Raw genomic sequence first — 12,821 nt, 5'->3', positions numbered from 1 at the left:
GCCGTTCAGCTAACACTTCCCCTCACCGGGTGTGTGGAGGACTTTCACCTCTTAGTCGCTCTTTGGCCACCACAGCTAAAGAACAGCGCCTGTCACGGCGCTACGCGCCATGCCCGGCGCACATATAGAGCCTTAACACCATTCGGTGTTAAGGTTTAGTCTTTTTTTCCAAGGTCTTATTAGTCAATTCAGACTCTTCATTTTCCAGATTTGAGCTATCAGCTCATCTTGAACTCTTATGTGTCGCAGCAAGTAGCACTCATATTGTCAAGTTATAAATTCAACATTGAGGAAAAAATGAAGTTTTTTCTATGACACAAGGGTATATATGAATTACGTGTAGGAAGCCATAGTATTGGCCATATAACAGCCAATTTTTGGGTGGTTATTTTTGTCTTTGGGTATATGATGTATCTGATTATGAGATAACGACAGTTCATTAAGAAGGTGATTTATGAGTGTGATATTAAATGCAAAACAAATTAAAGACATTGCTGAATATGCAGGATTTTCTATCGAAGAGAAGAATATTGATTGGGAGAAAAAATATGAAATCTGTTATGATACAATTCCTGAATTTCGGCCATCAGATACAGTAGAATACAACGGATTAGTTATACGCAATGCTGAACCTCCCCACTGTGCTTATCCGCTCGTTGAATATGAGGTAATATGCACTGAGTGTTTCAAAGAAATGTATCCGTTGGATATATTTGGAGCTATTTGTCATAGCTGCAGGACTGCTAACAATCAATAGCTTCAGCAATGGCGGCCTCGCAGCGGGCAGTTAGTCGTCGTCATTCATGGTTATTCCATCTCCGTAAGTCGTTTCTGATAAACATCCTGGCAGCTTTAAAACCTTCGGCCGTCAGCACGAAGGCGAGCTTCAGTGACTGATGATCGCGGTATTTGCTGAGCAGACTGGGCCGAACTAGGGTATGACAGGACCGGCGAAAATTGGTATCGGCAACGAGCTGAAGCCACCCGTTGTTGAGGATGCTAAACAGCAGCATGGCCGGGATCAGACCTGCAAGCTGCTTACGTTCAGCAAGCCTGTACAAGACAAACAGCACGTCTTTTTGTACGCCGGAAATAATTTGCCGTTTGAGATGGGATTTATGTTGCGCAAGGGCTGACTGATTAGCCAGCTGCGTAGCACCAGCGCTTTAGCGGCCTTGATTACCCGCACTTCGTTTTCTTCGTCCATGCTGCCGAAATCCCATTCCCCTTTTTCGATCAGGGCCAGCGTGTCAAAATATGCGTCAGTTTTAGGCATTCTCTTTACTCCTGCGCCAGTCGGGGCGCTACCGCAAAAGACCTGATTGCCTTTCGATGTAATTATTATACGTCTAATGAGCCACAGTGTTCAAGCAATAAATTCACTCCCGGCGTGAAAAATTCAGGCCAGGATTATTTCATTTCCCTGTTAATTTTCAGGCCGCCGGAGCGGCCTGCACTGTATATTACAAACGAGGCGGCAACATTCCGGGATAATGGCTGGCTACCAGGTTATTAATTTTCTCAACCAGATCCGGACGTTTGAACGTAACGTGCCCACTGCCCTTTTTGTAATAGCGCACGCTGAAGTAATCGCACTCAAAAACCTTGCCGTTGAACTGATTTTCGCTAAAGAAAGCATCCAGTTTGGCACCGTCAGAAACCCGGCAATCAGGTACATTCCGGCCATCCAGCACGTAGAACAGGCGCGCCAGATCATCGATCTTGGTACGGCCGTCTGAGCTGAAACATACCCAACCGCTGCGCCAGACACTAAGTAGTGGTGAAATGATTACGCGCTTGCCAAACATGCACGGGTTATTAGTTTTGTAGTCCCAAGACAGTAATTTAAAGATATCGATAAGCCCCTGAGTGAAGGTGTCAGCCTTATTCTCGTTCAGATGGCGGAAAGTGCTCAGTACGTTATCGAGCGTTATAGCGGGCATATCTTTGCCCGCTACCTGCCGATCCCATTCCTGCCGCTGCTTGCTGCTCATCAGCGTATACATACCGGTTTCCGCCATCAGCCGATCCCAGATTTTACCATCAATGACGTGGCCGATTGCCGATTCTGCCTGGTCTGCCGTTGTGTCCTTCCATTTGATTGCACTTTCTACAGCTTTGTCGTAGTCATACAGATACTGACAGTCTCCGGCCTGCTGCATCAGATCCCGCGCCTTTCGCAGCTGTTCGATGCCTTCGAGATAAACCCGGATACCTTCATTACGCAATGAGATTATGCGCTCAATGGCAATAGACGGAATCACTTCACTGCCATGCTGGCAGAACATTAGATCGACGGAAGGAAGGTTGTTTTTACTGGACATTTCAGACTCCTGCGCCATTCGGGGCGCTACCGCGAAAGACTCAATTGCCTTTCGATGTAATTATTATACGTCTAATGAGCCATTTTATCAACTCACCAGACGTATATTTTTATAGTTTTTTTGTTCATATTTGAACAATTTCAATATTTAATTCAACTATCAAATCAGCCTGAATTTGGCCTTGTTATAGGTGATCCGGTAGTCTTTGCATTGCCCGTTCTGCCGCAGAAACTCCAGCGAGACAACGTTAGCAGCGGCATAATTGATGCACATAATGCTTTCCAGTGCTTCGAACAGGTCAGCCCCATTTGCCAACGGGAACCACAGATCGTTGTCGCTTCCGCTTAGTTTTTCGTGCAAGCAGAAATGCACTGCACGCACGCCGCCAAATTCCGTGACCAGCACCGTATTACTGGCGCGAATATCAGTTAGTGTTAACATTTTTCCCCCTGTCAGTATTGGCCCCCTTCACGGGGGCCGCCGTATCAGTCAATCGCGCGGTAAATCAAACCGGCCTCTGCGTGCTGGTCGGCATATAATTTGAGCTTTTCCTGCTGGGTGATCAGCATGTCGCAGATGTGCTCATAGCCAGCATCATGTGCGTGCCAGATCATGTGGTTCAGGGTGAACAAGGTCAGCACGATGCCGGTTGCTTCTGCGGATAGTTCCCCTTCGAACCAGTTGCCGCTAACCGATACAGTGAAGCGCTCTGCGCTCAGCGGGTACATGAAGCCACTACCGCAAGACAGTTCGACAAATTCCCAGGAACCACCTTGATAACCGGCACAGAGAGTGCGTGCGTGGTTATAGACACCGGCCTCCCCTGTGAGATACCAGGCACCGAACAGACGTGGCAGGAAGGCCATGCGGCGGTTATTGGGGATAATGCGTGCAGTGATGGCGGGTTGATTCAGTTCATTAGACATTTGCTGTACTCCTGCGCCAGTCGGGGCGCTACCGTCGAAAGACCGGATTGCCTTTCGATGTGATTATCATACGTCTAATGAGCCATATTAATCAAGCAAAATATTCCCGCCTGCCTGAATTTTTTCAGGTGGGTGATCTCTTTCCCCTGTCCAGTTTTGGGGGCAGGATCACACCTGCCCCCTCTGATTTACATGATCACTAACCAGTTGTTTCAGCGTTAAAATGTACCGCTGCGATTCTGACCAGCGGGATCACCGCGCTTTCCTCATCGAGCACACGAAAGTTTATCGCTTCCCCCAGGTGCATAAGGTCAGTGATAAAATCAACGATGATTTCAGAAACCGGGTGGCCGTCGCCGTCCTGGTCATTCAGGCGCGCAAACAACGCCAGCGCCTTAGCTGCCTTGATTGCCCGCTCTTCGTTTTCTTCGTCCATGCTGCCGAAACACCATTCCCCGTTATCAATCCGGGCCAGCGTGTCGTAATAGGCTTCAGTCTGAGACATGTTTTTTCCTCCTGTGCCAGTCGGGGCGCTGCCGTGGAATTGCGCTGCGTTTCCGTGTGAATTAGCCGTTAATCGCCTGAGTGATGCAGTTCAGCGCCTCAGACTCCTGCGGATAAAGTCGGCGTGCAGCTCCTTCGCCAGACTGGATCTCTTCCAGCCGGATAAACTGAGCCGCCAGCGCCACGACTTTTTGCAGTGCCTCGGAATTGACCTCGATTTTTCGATCACGGGCTGCATCTTCGCGTACCTGCTTCGCCATGCTCCAGACAGTATCTTTGCCGACGCCATAACGGCTGTGTGTACTGCATTCGCCGATTTCTGCCAGAACGGCTTCGGCCTCATCATCAGTGAGGCTCATATCACTGGTGCAGTCATGGACATCTTCGGCAGTCCAGATCAGAAGACTGATCCGCTGCTGTGGTTCAAAAAAATCCAGAAGCCTTGCGCAAATTTCATTTACGTTACCGTGCATTGTAAAACTCCTGCGCCAGTCGGGGCGCTTCCGCGAAAGACCGGATTGCCTTTCGATGTGATTATTTCACGTCTAATGAGCCATATATATCAAGCGGTTTTTCACGCCCGTAGCAACTACAGGCAACGCTGTAGCCGTTGTCATCCAGTTCAGAAGGCCAGTCATCACGCCCACAACCAGACAACAGGCAGGCGCTGAGCTGGCCTGGCCGATAGTCCAGATGCTGGCATGAGGCGCAAAGGTCATCATCTGAGATTGAGCGACCTGCACAGATGGAGGGTGATCCATCGGGGGTAAATTCACGAATATGTAGCGTTGTCACTCTTTCACTCCTGCGCCAGTCGGGGCGCTACCGTCGAAAGACCGTATTGCCTTTCGATGTAATTATTATACGTCTAACGAGCCATATAAATCAAGTTAATTTTCGCTTTTTTTCTGGTTTCAGGAGACTCCTTCCCCTGTTAATTTTGCCGTTGAAGGGATCAGTATGGTTAATACCGCTGCCTGCGCATCGCATATACCCCGGCACAGGGCGCGAGCAGCATCGAGGCGAGCAGGAGCGTGCCTGGCTTACACGGCAGGCTGACGATGTAGGGCAGTAGCCAGGCTACACCTAGCACGGCCATCGCCACCAATGAGCCTCTGACAATAGCAGGCAGACTGGTTCTGGCCTGGCGCTCAGCCCACAGACGCTGATATTGCTTCAGCGGATCATGACGCATGTTCTTTTGTCGCACAACACACCTCCTACAGGTTCGCCGCCATCACAAACGCTCCGTTCGGGCGCTGCAGGCGAATAATATCGCTCTAGTGAGCGTCTTTTTCCCGGATGATCCGCTAGGTTTCTGTGACGGTGCCGCCAGGCTGATACAGTCTGACGTTCACCTCGGAACGCTCCGCTGACAGCACAATGCAGCCCTTCTCATCTCTCGCAGCTGCGTGCCAGGCTTCATCCTTTTCCTGCGGGCAGTCATCAAATCCCGATATCGGTACCGGATGGCCATCGATGTCAACCTGATAGCCGGGGGAAATCACGGGCACGGGCTGTGACACATTCGGGAAATAGCCAGCCAGATCACACCCTGTCAGGGTTACTGGCATAAAGCAGGCGCACAGCATAAGCAGTCGGCGTGTCTTAATCATAACAGGTCCCCTCAAGTCGGCCGGTGGCCTTATTTCACCTTCTCAACCAGCTGCAGTGAAGGATGCTCACCGGCCAGAAGCAACAGGAAATTGAATTCCCCGGTCTTGAGCTTTACGCCGCGCTGTGCGGCCTTCTCTTTGGTCTGCCAGGAAGCCGGCTTATAGCCAAACAGCGCTGCAATTTCAGCGTGTTTCAGCCCCAGCGCCAGACGCAGCCGGCGAACGTCTTCGGCCGTGGCAGGATCTTTTACCATATCATCCGGGCTGAATGTCTTGTTCAGGCGGTAATCAGGATGCACGCCGGCGATCAGCATAAGCATGTTGTATTCTCCTGGGCGAAGACTGGTCTTGTTGTACTGGCTGAGATCGTCGCTGATGGCTTCCTTGCGCTGCCAGGCGCGCAGTTCGTACCCCATGACAGCCCCTAATGCGGTTTCGGTCATGCCCATTTTTTCCCGGAGCGTCTTCACCGTTTCCGGCTGCGGAACCACGCTAACCATCTTAATCATTACCCTTCTCCCAGAAGTCAGAATTCAGAAATATTTTCACCTGGCGCGTGCGGGGATAATCCTGGTGTTTCAGCCCCTCTCGCGTGTCAGACAGGTACTGCGTTTCCTGCTGAACCTTATTGATTTTGCCGTTCCATTTGCGGGCCAGTGCCCGATAACTCCCGTTCTCCAGCTGATAAACTTCAAATGTGTACTTGTTCGGACCGCTCCAGCCTTCGTTGTAATAGACCTGTTTCATATGATCTGCCTGATCGATGCGCCCCGTAAACATGACATTCCGGCTGCAGTGCCTGAACCAGTAACCGCGGGGCATAGCCGGTGGCCGGTCGCATATTTCCCGTCTGGATAGCGTGCTGAAAGGCCGTGAGCGCAGGTTACTTCCTGATCTCAGGTCAAGTCGGCATGACGTGTTGTGAAGGGGCCAGCGCCGCTGCCGCAGGCAATGGCCATTGATGATCACCGGTACGACACGGGAAACAAACAGGGGGAATGATTGCATGGTTTTACTCCTTCGCCAGTCGGGGCGCTACCGAAAAATGAGCCTTGATAATACGACGAATGAGCCATATAAATCAAGTTAAAAATCAGGCGGCAGAATTTCTGCCGCTGCTGACGCTGTAATTAAACGAGCCGGTCAACACGGCGCGGCGGTCAAAGACCATGAATTTATCGTGCATGGCCTCGTAGTTATCGTTGATCCGCACCGCCACGCGGTTATTCGCCAGGAAGTTCACTGCGGTGTACCGGTTGTCGTTCGCTTTGCGATCGGCAACCACCACGACCGATACTCCCCGTTTTTTTGCAGCGCGCAACGCGCCGGCAACAGGACGGCTGGTCAGGCTGTAGGCCGCAACCAGAATTTCACGCTGCGCGTGATCGATCGAGCTGAGAACCAGATTTAATGCGGTCCCGCCGGGCGAAAACCCGGTTTTCACTTCAATCGCAGTTTGCGCCTGAACATCGCCGGCAATGTTACCCGCCGGTGTAACCGGGTTTGCCGCCACGGCGCCGGCGATCAGGGTCAGGGTTAACAGCAAATATTTTTTCACGCCGCCCCCTTAGTCATCATCCGGGAACAGATGCTGGACGTTCTTCCGGGTTTGTTCCAGATTCTTATCCTCCGGCGCTTCCTGCACGGGTTTCTCCGCGGGGCTGTTATCCGGCGCTGCGCCGCCTGCCGGCGGTACCGTATTGCTACCACCGCCGGTGGCCTGCAGAAACGCCTCAAACAGACGCGCCATATCGCCCGTGTCCTGCTGCGGTAGCGTACTGCTGATTATCCGCTGAATATCCTGCATCGAGGTGCTCTCCGTCAGAAATTCAGCGATCAGGAACGGCAGGCGTTCGTCCTGTTTCATCAGCGCGGCACCACAGAGCATCATGGCACGCATCGCGCGGCCGCGCTCTTTCTGAGGTAGTTTCTCAAGAAAGCCGTCGGCTACCCGGTCCGCCGCATTGCGCTCCGGGTAGATATAAAACGAGCACTTACGGTTATCAGTCATACTCAGCCCTTCATTGCCACCATACCCAGAACCAGATCGAACTGCGGGTTATCACTGACGAAAAAACGATCGTCACCCACACCCGTCGCCTTCTTCACGGCACCGGCGACCAGGCTGGCACCGCCACCCACAACCATGACGTGTGTGAAGCCGGCAAAGCGTCCTACTGAATCGGTTACACGGTGCGTCAGGGCTTTTTCACGCTCATGCAGCACCTTCATCACCTGGGCCCGCTGGTCTGCGTTCTGGAGGTAACGGGAAAGAAACGTCTCGTCATTTCGCGCCTGGATCAGACGGTCGGCAAAATACGAACTGGTGCGGGTGCTCACGCTGGTATCCAGTGCATGTTTTACGGCTTCGGTGATGATGGATACGCCGGTTTTAGGATCGCAATGCGTCTTGGTGAAGCCGGACATTTTGCTGCGAACGTGGGCGATATCCAGCGTCGTACCACCGATATCCACAATCAGCAGGGAGTCCAGATCGTCCAGGTCCTTCAGCACACTGAAGCCCGCGGGGACTGACTCTGGCAGGACACTGACTTTACGAACGGTAAAGCTCTCACGCCCCTGGACTGCCACCGCGCGCTTCACGTTCGCTTTTTTACGCTCGATGTTGGCCATATCAGGCTGATCGTTCTCATCCAGGTACTCGCCCAGCGGCAGCGTCACCACAATGTCTACCGGCTGCGGTTCAATGCCAGACTGCATCAGCGCGTGGTGGATAGCGACAACATTCACATTACTGTACTGGTAGCGGGTTTCCGTGGTGCGCACAGCATCCGGGCTCAGCTGGTCAAAGCTGTACTTTTCCCCGTCAATCTCATAGTTGGCGGAGGCGGGCACCGTTGAATCAGTCAGCCCCTGCAGCGTCATGGACCATTCTGGTTTAAAGCTGTTCGGACTGATCAGCGTTTTCACCACACCTTCTTCCACCCATGCCAGTTTGATGTTGGTGGAACCGTCGTCAACAAAAATACGCATTTTGAACCTCACATTATTTAGAAAAAAATCGTAGCAATCAGGAAAAATACAGCCTTAAAATGGATTATTACGCATCCCTGCGGAAGTGTAAAGACAAAAAAACGCACCAATATAGAAAAATATAGAAAAACACCGTACAAAAACCAACAAAGAACGGCAAAGCCGTCCTGTAAACGGCTTTATGTGGAACAACAACGAGTAAATATAGAATTATTTAGAAATAAAAGGGAGAGGTGAGGATTATTCTGGAAGGGTGAAATGACTGTCCGGCAGGCTGAATCGAACGCCATACTGACGACCAACATCGAGCGCAAACACGCGCGTGTACGTTTCTGTGGTTTCCAGGCGGGAGTGCCCGGCATAAGCCTGCACAACTTTAAGCGGAACCCCATGCTGGATCAGGTGCATACAGAAGCTGTGCCGGAACGTATGGCAGGTGACAGGGATACTAAAAGTGACAGAGTCACGTTTTGCGAGGTCCAGCGCCTTCCTGATCCAGTTACGCGGCGTGTTATCACTCTGCACGGGCCAGAGCAGCTGCTGTTTGCCAATACGCAGTGTGGCCAGAAATTCACGCACCTTCCTTACATATTGAGGATCGGTCAGAGGAACAATACGGAACACCTCTTCATCCTTGCCCGGTCGGCCACGTCCGCGCTGACGCTGTTTAAGCGTCTTCAGCCGTACAAACGGCCGGGAACCGTCAAGCTAAAAGCTGCCGCCGGTCAGCGCAAGCGCTTCATTAATGCGTGCGCCCGTGTTCCAGAGAGTGTCGAAAAGAACCTGCTGGCGCAGATCTGGCACATACCGAAGAAAGACCGACACCTCCGGTGCCAGCAGGTATTTGGGTAAATCGGCCTGGCTGGCCATCTCCCGCAGCGCCAGCGCATCGGCATAATCGAAGTAGGCATAAGTCACGAGATCGGGACCGATGGCGTCGCTACGTGAATTCTGAGAAATTTGCAGGGGGAAAGTGTTCAATTTTTTAAAATCCGGTAATCAGCCGTCAGATGACTGAATTTTATGAAATTTTTCGCTGAATTCGACCGCTTCCTGCATATCAAATGTCATGCTCCGCGTGGAGGTGGTAGAGCTCCAGCTTTTCCCGCCTGCGATCCTGTAAGGGGGTAGGGTCAGTCCGCGTAACGGCTTGTCATGCCGGGCTGCAAAAACCAGCTGCCCGGCAGATATCTTCAGCATCATGGCAAACATATCCGCACTGATGCGGCGGCCTCTCATTCCACTCATAGCAACCTGTAACTGAAGCCGGCACCGCAGCTGTTATTGTAAATCTGCTGGCCAGACTGTCCTTCATCTTCGCTGTACACCATCATACGGCGGCCGTTAGTGAGAGAATCCATTTTCCGCTGCGCGTTTTTATCATCATAACGGACAGGCAGGCACGAGCCTTTACTGCCACTAACGCTTTCCACGCGGAATACCCGTACCCTGACGGCGTTCTTCCGCGCCTGGTCAGGATCATCACCACTGACCACGCCCGTCAGTTTCTGAAGCGTATCAGCAGGACTGCTGTACTCAGCCTGGCTGAGATAGCGGCCGTTCGGGGTCAACCAGAAATCCTGGCTGTCGCTGACGCGGTAGGTTTCGCCGTGGTTGGCGATGCCTGAGACGTTACAGAAGCGGTCATAATCGGTGGGCTGTCCGGGGAGCATGGCGCACCCCGTCAGCAGCAGTGCCGGCAGGGCGGCGCGGGCACTATATCTTGTGCCGTATGCAGCTGACGGAGCCACTACATATAACGTTATCCACAGAAACGGTGGATAAGTGGCGGCGCTGCGGAGAATACCGCTAAACCGCAACGGCGGCAGGAATGAGCAAAAAACGTGCACTGTGTATTATTGTACTGTACAATACATGTATTACATACAGTACATACACGGAGACGCACATGATCACCGACACCCGGACACCTGAAGAACTGGCAGCGGCCATTTCGGCGGCGCTGGCCGCCCGATACGGCGGCAGGGAAACCGCGCACCATAAAGCGTGGGTTATCGATCAGATGTGCCGCGCGCTGACCGGCGACGGCTACACGGCGTTTGTGGCCGGCGTCTGCGCCGGCGAGGACGGCCCGGACACCTACACCTGGGACGAGGGCATTGCACCATGAACATCAGCAACGACATCCGGGCACGCATTGAGGCCGCTGCAGAGGCGCTAGTCAGTGAAGGCGTGAATAGCCCGACCAACGAGCAGGTCCGCCAGAAGCTGGGCGGCGGCTCCCTGTCCCATATCTCGCCGGTCATGCGGGAGTGGCGGCGCAGGCTGCGCGAGCAGGCTGACACACCGGCGCTGCCCGTACCGGACATGCTGCAGCAGCTGGCCGCCGATCTCGCCGCCCGTCTGTGGCAGCAGGCCCGCGAGCTGGCTGAGGCTGACGCCGCGGCGGTACGCGAACAGGCAGATGCAGATATCTCCCAGGCAGATGAACAGCGTGATGAGGCGCTGGACGAAGTGCGCCGTCTGGAAGCCGAACTGACGTACCTCCGCGGTGTGGCGGACGAACGTGACCAGCTGCGCGGACAACTGGAAGAGACGCGCGCGGCGCTTGCCGAATCCCGGACGAATAACGCCGTCCTGCAGGCCACGGCCGATGCCGGCACGCGGCAGCTTGACGACACGCGGGCTGAGCTGAAACTGGCCAGAGAAGATACTAAGGCGCTGCAGGCAGAACTCCTGCAGCTGGCGCGCGCGGCCGGCAGACAGCCCGATCCGGCGCAAACTGAAACCGGCAAGGAGTGAGAATGGGAACCTACATACGAACCTGTGCGGAGATCAAAACCGCGGACGGCTGGCTACCAACAACAGGGAAATACAGGCCGCCGTTAAGAGCGGCTTTTTCTTTTTCCGGGCTTCCCGTCAAGGACTCAACATTATTGATGTCTCACATCAATTAGGTTATTTTGTCATTAATTTCTTAATGATGTGGCACATGAATAACATGCAAAATATCGCCCCCTCGATGCGGCTCTCCGGTGTGCAAAAAGACGTATTGTTTGTTCTGTATGGTCAGGCAGAACGTCAACTGGCCGGGCCGTTTCCGGCGATGCAGCTTTTCAGCATCCTCAATAAGGGACGCCTTCAGCCCGTTGCCGACACCAATTTTCGCCGATCCTGCCATACCCTGAACCGTCACGGTCTGCTCAGCAAGTACCGGGATAATCAGTCACTGACGCTCGCTTTCGGACTGACGGAAGCAGGCCTGGAAATCGCCAGAGAGGTTTATCACAAACGCCTGACGGAGATGGAATAACCATGAAGAATGATGAGCTGGCCACCCGGCGCGCTGAGGCGATTGCCGAAGATCGTTGTTTCACGAAAGGACGCCTGCGCGATGAATTCAGAATGAAGCCGGCCCCCGGCGCTGAGCCGGTGAAGTGGTACAAAAGCGCCTACGGCGGCAGGTACGGTGTATACCGCATTGCTGACTGTGTACCGATGCGGGAGAAACGCCCGCCGACCGAGAAGCAGCAGCTGGCAGGCCTGCGTCTTTCCGTCTTGTCCAGGCTTAACAGCACCAGTGGCCGGATGGCACGGCAGGCCCACGACTGGCTGAGCCGGGCACCGCTCTTTCTGGATACCGAAACGACGGGGCTGGGTAATACAGCGGAAGCCCTGGAAATCGGCCTGACCGATGCGGCCGGCCAAGTGGTATTTGAAACCCGCCTGAAGCCCACTGTCGCCATCGAGGCGCAGGCCGCCGCCGTTCATGGTATTGATGAGCCGGCACTCATCGGCGCACCGTCATGGCCAGATGTGGCGCTGCAGCTGCGCCACGCCATCGGGGCCCGGCCGCTGATTATCTTTAACGCCCCCTTTGATACCCGCATTCTGAAACAGACGGCCGCCGCACATGACGATCCGGCCAACTGGCTGGGAAAACTGACAGTGTATTGTGCGATGGAGCTGGCTGCAGGCTATTTTGGGGCCACCAACCGCTATGGCACCATTTCTCTGGCCAGCGCGGCCAGTCAGGCAATTGACCTGGGAAGGGCAGGCACACTCGGCGATCGCCGATGCACGGATGACGGCAGAGGTGGTGAACGCCATTGCTGCGTACCATCTGCAGTTGTTGCAGGAACAGGAACGGCTGCAGGCCTGACAGGCAGGCCGACGCAACGCTATTCGAGAGCATAAAAATCTATGGTTCCCCTCGTTTTTGCAACACTCATTTTGATGAATTTTTGGCTTGCTTAAATCTATCCGGCGTCACTGTAGGCAAGGAGCCTGCGCCTCGATGAGTTCCGCGCCTGATGAACCTTAAAACCTTGTCGGCTTGAAAGAGCCATTTTTTATGTTGGAGAGCGTAAAAATCTATGGTCGCCCTCGTTTTTGCAACACTCATTTTGATGAATTTTGGGCTTGCTTAAATCTATCCGGCGTCACTATAGGCAAGGAACCTGCGCCTCGATGAGTTCCGCGCCTGATGAACCTTA

20 protein-coding genes and 2 pseudogenes are annotated in these 12,821 nt (G+C 53.5%); 5 read left to right on the top strand and 17 right to left on the bottom strand.

All coding sequences use genetic code 11. The annotated features are described in order from the left end of the window. The first annotated feature begins 454 nt into the window (after positions 1-454). Positions 455-757, top strand: a complete 303-nt coding sequence (locus AM629_RS19355; protein ID WP_054481198.1) for a hypothetical protein — start codon at positions 455-457, stop codon at positions 755-757. A gap of 264 nt (positions 758-1,021) precedes the next feature. Here AM629_RS19355 and AM629_RS23675 read toward each other — a convergent pair whose 3' ends face one another. The 17 genes and pseudogenes from AM629_RS23675 to AM629_RS19270 all read right to left on the bottom strand — a co-directional run bounded on the left by AM629_RS23675 (position 1,022) and on the right by AM629_RS19270 (position 10,037). Next, positions 1,022-1,276, bottom strand: coding sequence for a hypothetical protein (locus AM629_RS23675; RefSeq protein WP_054481196.1), 255 nt, complete (start codon positions 1,274-1,276; stop codon positions 1,022-1,024). 187 nt (positions 1,277-1,463) lie between these two features. Next, complete coding sequence (locus AM629_RS19345) at positions 1,464-2,324, bottom strand: DUF4942 domain-containing protein (protein WP_054481194.1); 861 nt, start codon at positions 2,322-2,324, stop codon at positions 1,464-1,466. Between the two features lie 159 nt (positions 2,325-2,483). Next, positions 2,484-2,765, bottom strand: a complete 282-nt coding sequence (locus AM629_RS19340; protein WP_054481191.1) for a hypothetical protein — start codon at positions 2,763-2,765, stop codon at positions 2,484-2,486. Between the two features lie 44 nt (positions 2,766-2,809). Next, the gene (locus AM629_RS19335) at positions 2,810-3,250 is read right to left on the bottom strand and encodes an antirestriction protein (RefSeq protein ID WP_054481189.1); all 441 of its coding nucleotides are present in this window, start codon (positions 3,248-3,250) and stop codon (positions 2,810-2,812) included. A 199-nt stretch (positions 3,251-3,449) separates the two neighbouring features. After that, complete coding sequence (locus AM629_RS19330; protein ID WP_054481186.1) at positions 3,450-3,755, bottom strand: hypothetical protein; 306 nt, start codon at positions 3,753-3,755, stop codon at positions 3,450-3,452. Between the two features lie 61 nt (positions 3,756-3,816). Then, the gene (locus tag AM629_RS19325; RefSeq protein WP_054481184.1) at positions 3,817-4,227 is read right to left on the bottom strand and encodes a DUF1380 family protein; all 411 of its coding nucleotides are present in this window, start codon (positions 4,225-4,227) and stop codon (positions 3,817-3,819) included. Between the two features lie 61 nt (positions 4,228-4,288). Further along, entirely contained in the window at positions 4,289-4,549 is a 261-nt protein-coding gene (locus AM629_RS24395; protein WP_072161950.1) for a hypothetical protein, read from the bottom strand. Between the two features lie 169 nt (positions 4,550-4,718). After that, positions 4,719-4,964: a hypothetical protein gene (locus AM629_RS19315; protein WP_152912034.1), complete on the bottom strand. Its 246-nt coding sequence runs from the start codon at positions 4,962-4,964 to the stop codon at positions 4,719-4,721. A 100-nt stretch (positions 4,965-5,064) separates the two neighbouring features. Next, positions 5,065-5,370 (bottom strand): hypothetical protein, encoded by a 306-nt coding sequence (locus AM629_RS19310; protein ID WP_235525542.1) that lies wholly within the window; start codon positions 5,368-5,370, stop codon positions 5,065-5,067. Positions 5,371-5,399: 29 nt separating this feature from the next. Beyond that, positions 5,400-5,879, bottom strand: a complete 480-nt coding sequence (locus AM629_RS19305; RefSeq protein WP_054481180.1) for a helix-turn-helix domain-containing protein — start codon at positions 5,877-5,879, stop codon at positions 5,400-5,402. Further along, positions 5,872-6,150, bottom strand: coding sequence for a sugar ABC transporter substrate-binding protein (locus AM629_RS19300; protein ID WP_235525541.1), 279 nt, complete (start codon positions 6,148-6,150; stop codon positions 5,872-5,874). Before AM629_RS19300 ends, AM629_RS19305 begins: the two co-directional genes overlap by 8 nt. 313 nt (positions 6,151-6,463) lie before the next feature. Then, entirely contained in the window at positions 6,464-6,928 is a 465-nt protein-coding gene (locus AM629_RS19295; RefSeq protein ID WP_235525539.1) for a phospholipase D-like domain-containing protein, read from the bottom strand. Between the two features lie 9 nt (positions 6,929-6,937). Continuing rightward, on the bottom strand, positions 6,938-7,381 hold the full coding sequence (locus AM629_RS19290; protein ID WP_054481178.1) for a plasmid partitioning/stability family protein: 444 nt from the start codon (positions 7,379-7,381) through the stop codon (positions 6,938-6,940). 2 nt (positions 7,382-7,383) lie between these two features. Continuing rightward, a complete protein-coding gene (locus AM629_RS19285; RefSeq protein ID WP_054481177.1) occupies positions 7,384-8,364 on the bottom strand; it encodes a plasmid segregation protein ParM in 981 nt (326 codons plus the stop codon). Positions 8,365-8,604: 240 nt separating this feature from the next. Beyond that, positions 8,605-9,345 (bottom strand): annotated as a pseudogene (locus AM629_RS19280) (tyrosine-type recombinase/integrase). Between the two features lie 18 nt (positions 9,346-9,363). Then, positions 9,364-9,612: a hypothetical protein gene (locus tag AM629_RS19275; RefSeq protein ID WP_054481175.1), complete on the bottom strand. Its 249-nt coding sequence runs from the start codon at positions 9,610-9,612 to the stop codon at positions 9,364-9,366. Further along, entirely contained in the window at positions 9,609-10,037 is a 429-nt protein-coding gene (locus AM629_RS19270; RefSeq protein ID WP_054481202.1) for a hypothetical protein, read from the bottom strand. Before AM629_RS19270 ends, AM629_RS19275 begins: the two co-directional genes overlap by 4 nt. Positions 10,038-10,273: 236 nt before the next feature. Between AM629_RS19270 and AM629_RS19265 the strand changes: the two genes are divergently transcribed. The 4 genes and pseudogenes from AM629_RS19265 (at position 10,274) to AM629_RS19250 (ending at position 12,487) form a co-directional block, all read left to right on the top strand. Further along, positions 10,274-10,495 carry a hypothetical protein gene (locus AM629_RS19265; RefSeq protein WP_054481173.1) on the top strand — a complete coding sequence of 74 codons (222 nt, stop codon included), beginning with the start codon at positions 10,274-10,276 and terminating at the stop codon, positions 10,493-10,495. Then, on the top strand, positions 10,492-11,127 hold the full coding sequence (locus AM629_RS19260) for a DNA-binding protein (RefSeq protein WP_054481171.1): 636 nt from the start codon (positions 10,492-10,494) through the stop codon (positions 11,125-11,127). The genes AM629_RS19265 and AM629_RS19260 overlap by 4 nt, the downstream gene beginning before the upstream one ends. Positions 11,128-11,317: 190 nt before the next feature. After that, positions 11,318-11,638 (top strand): chromosome segregation protein ParM, encoded by a 321-nt coding sequence (locus AM629_RS19255; RefSeq protein ID WP_083451960.1) that lies wholly within the window; start codon positions 11,318-11,320, stop codon positions 11,636-11,638. Positions 11,639-11,640: 2 nt separating this feature from the next. Continuing rightward, positions 11,641-12,487 (top strand): annotated as a pseudogene (locus AM629_RS19250) (3'-5' exonuclease). The last annotated feature ends 334 nt before the right edge of the window (positions 12,488-12,821 follow it).

This window comes from Photorhabdus heterorhabditis (genome assembly GCF_001280945.1).
Lineage (GTDB): Bacteria > Pseudomonadota > Gammaproteobacteria > Enterobacterales > Enterobacteriaceae > Photorhabdus > Photorhabdus heterorhabditis.
This window is presented reverse-complemented; position numbering and strand designations above follow the sequence as displayed.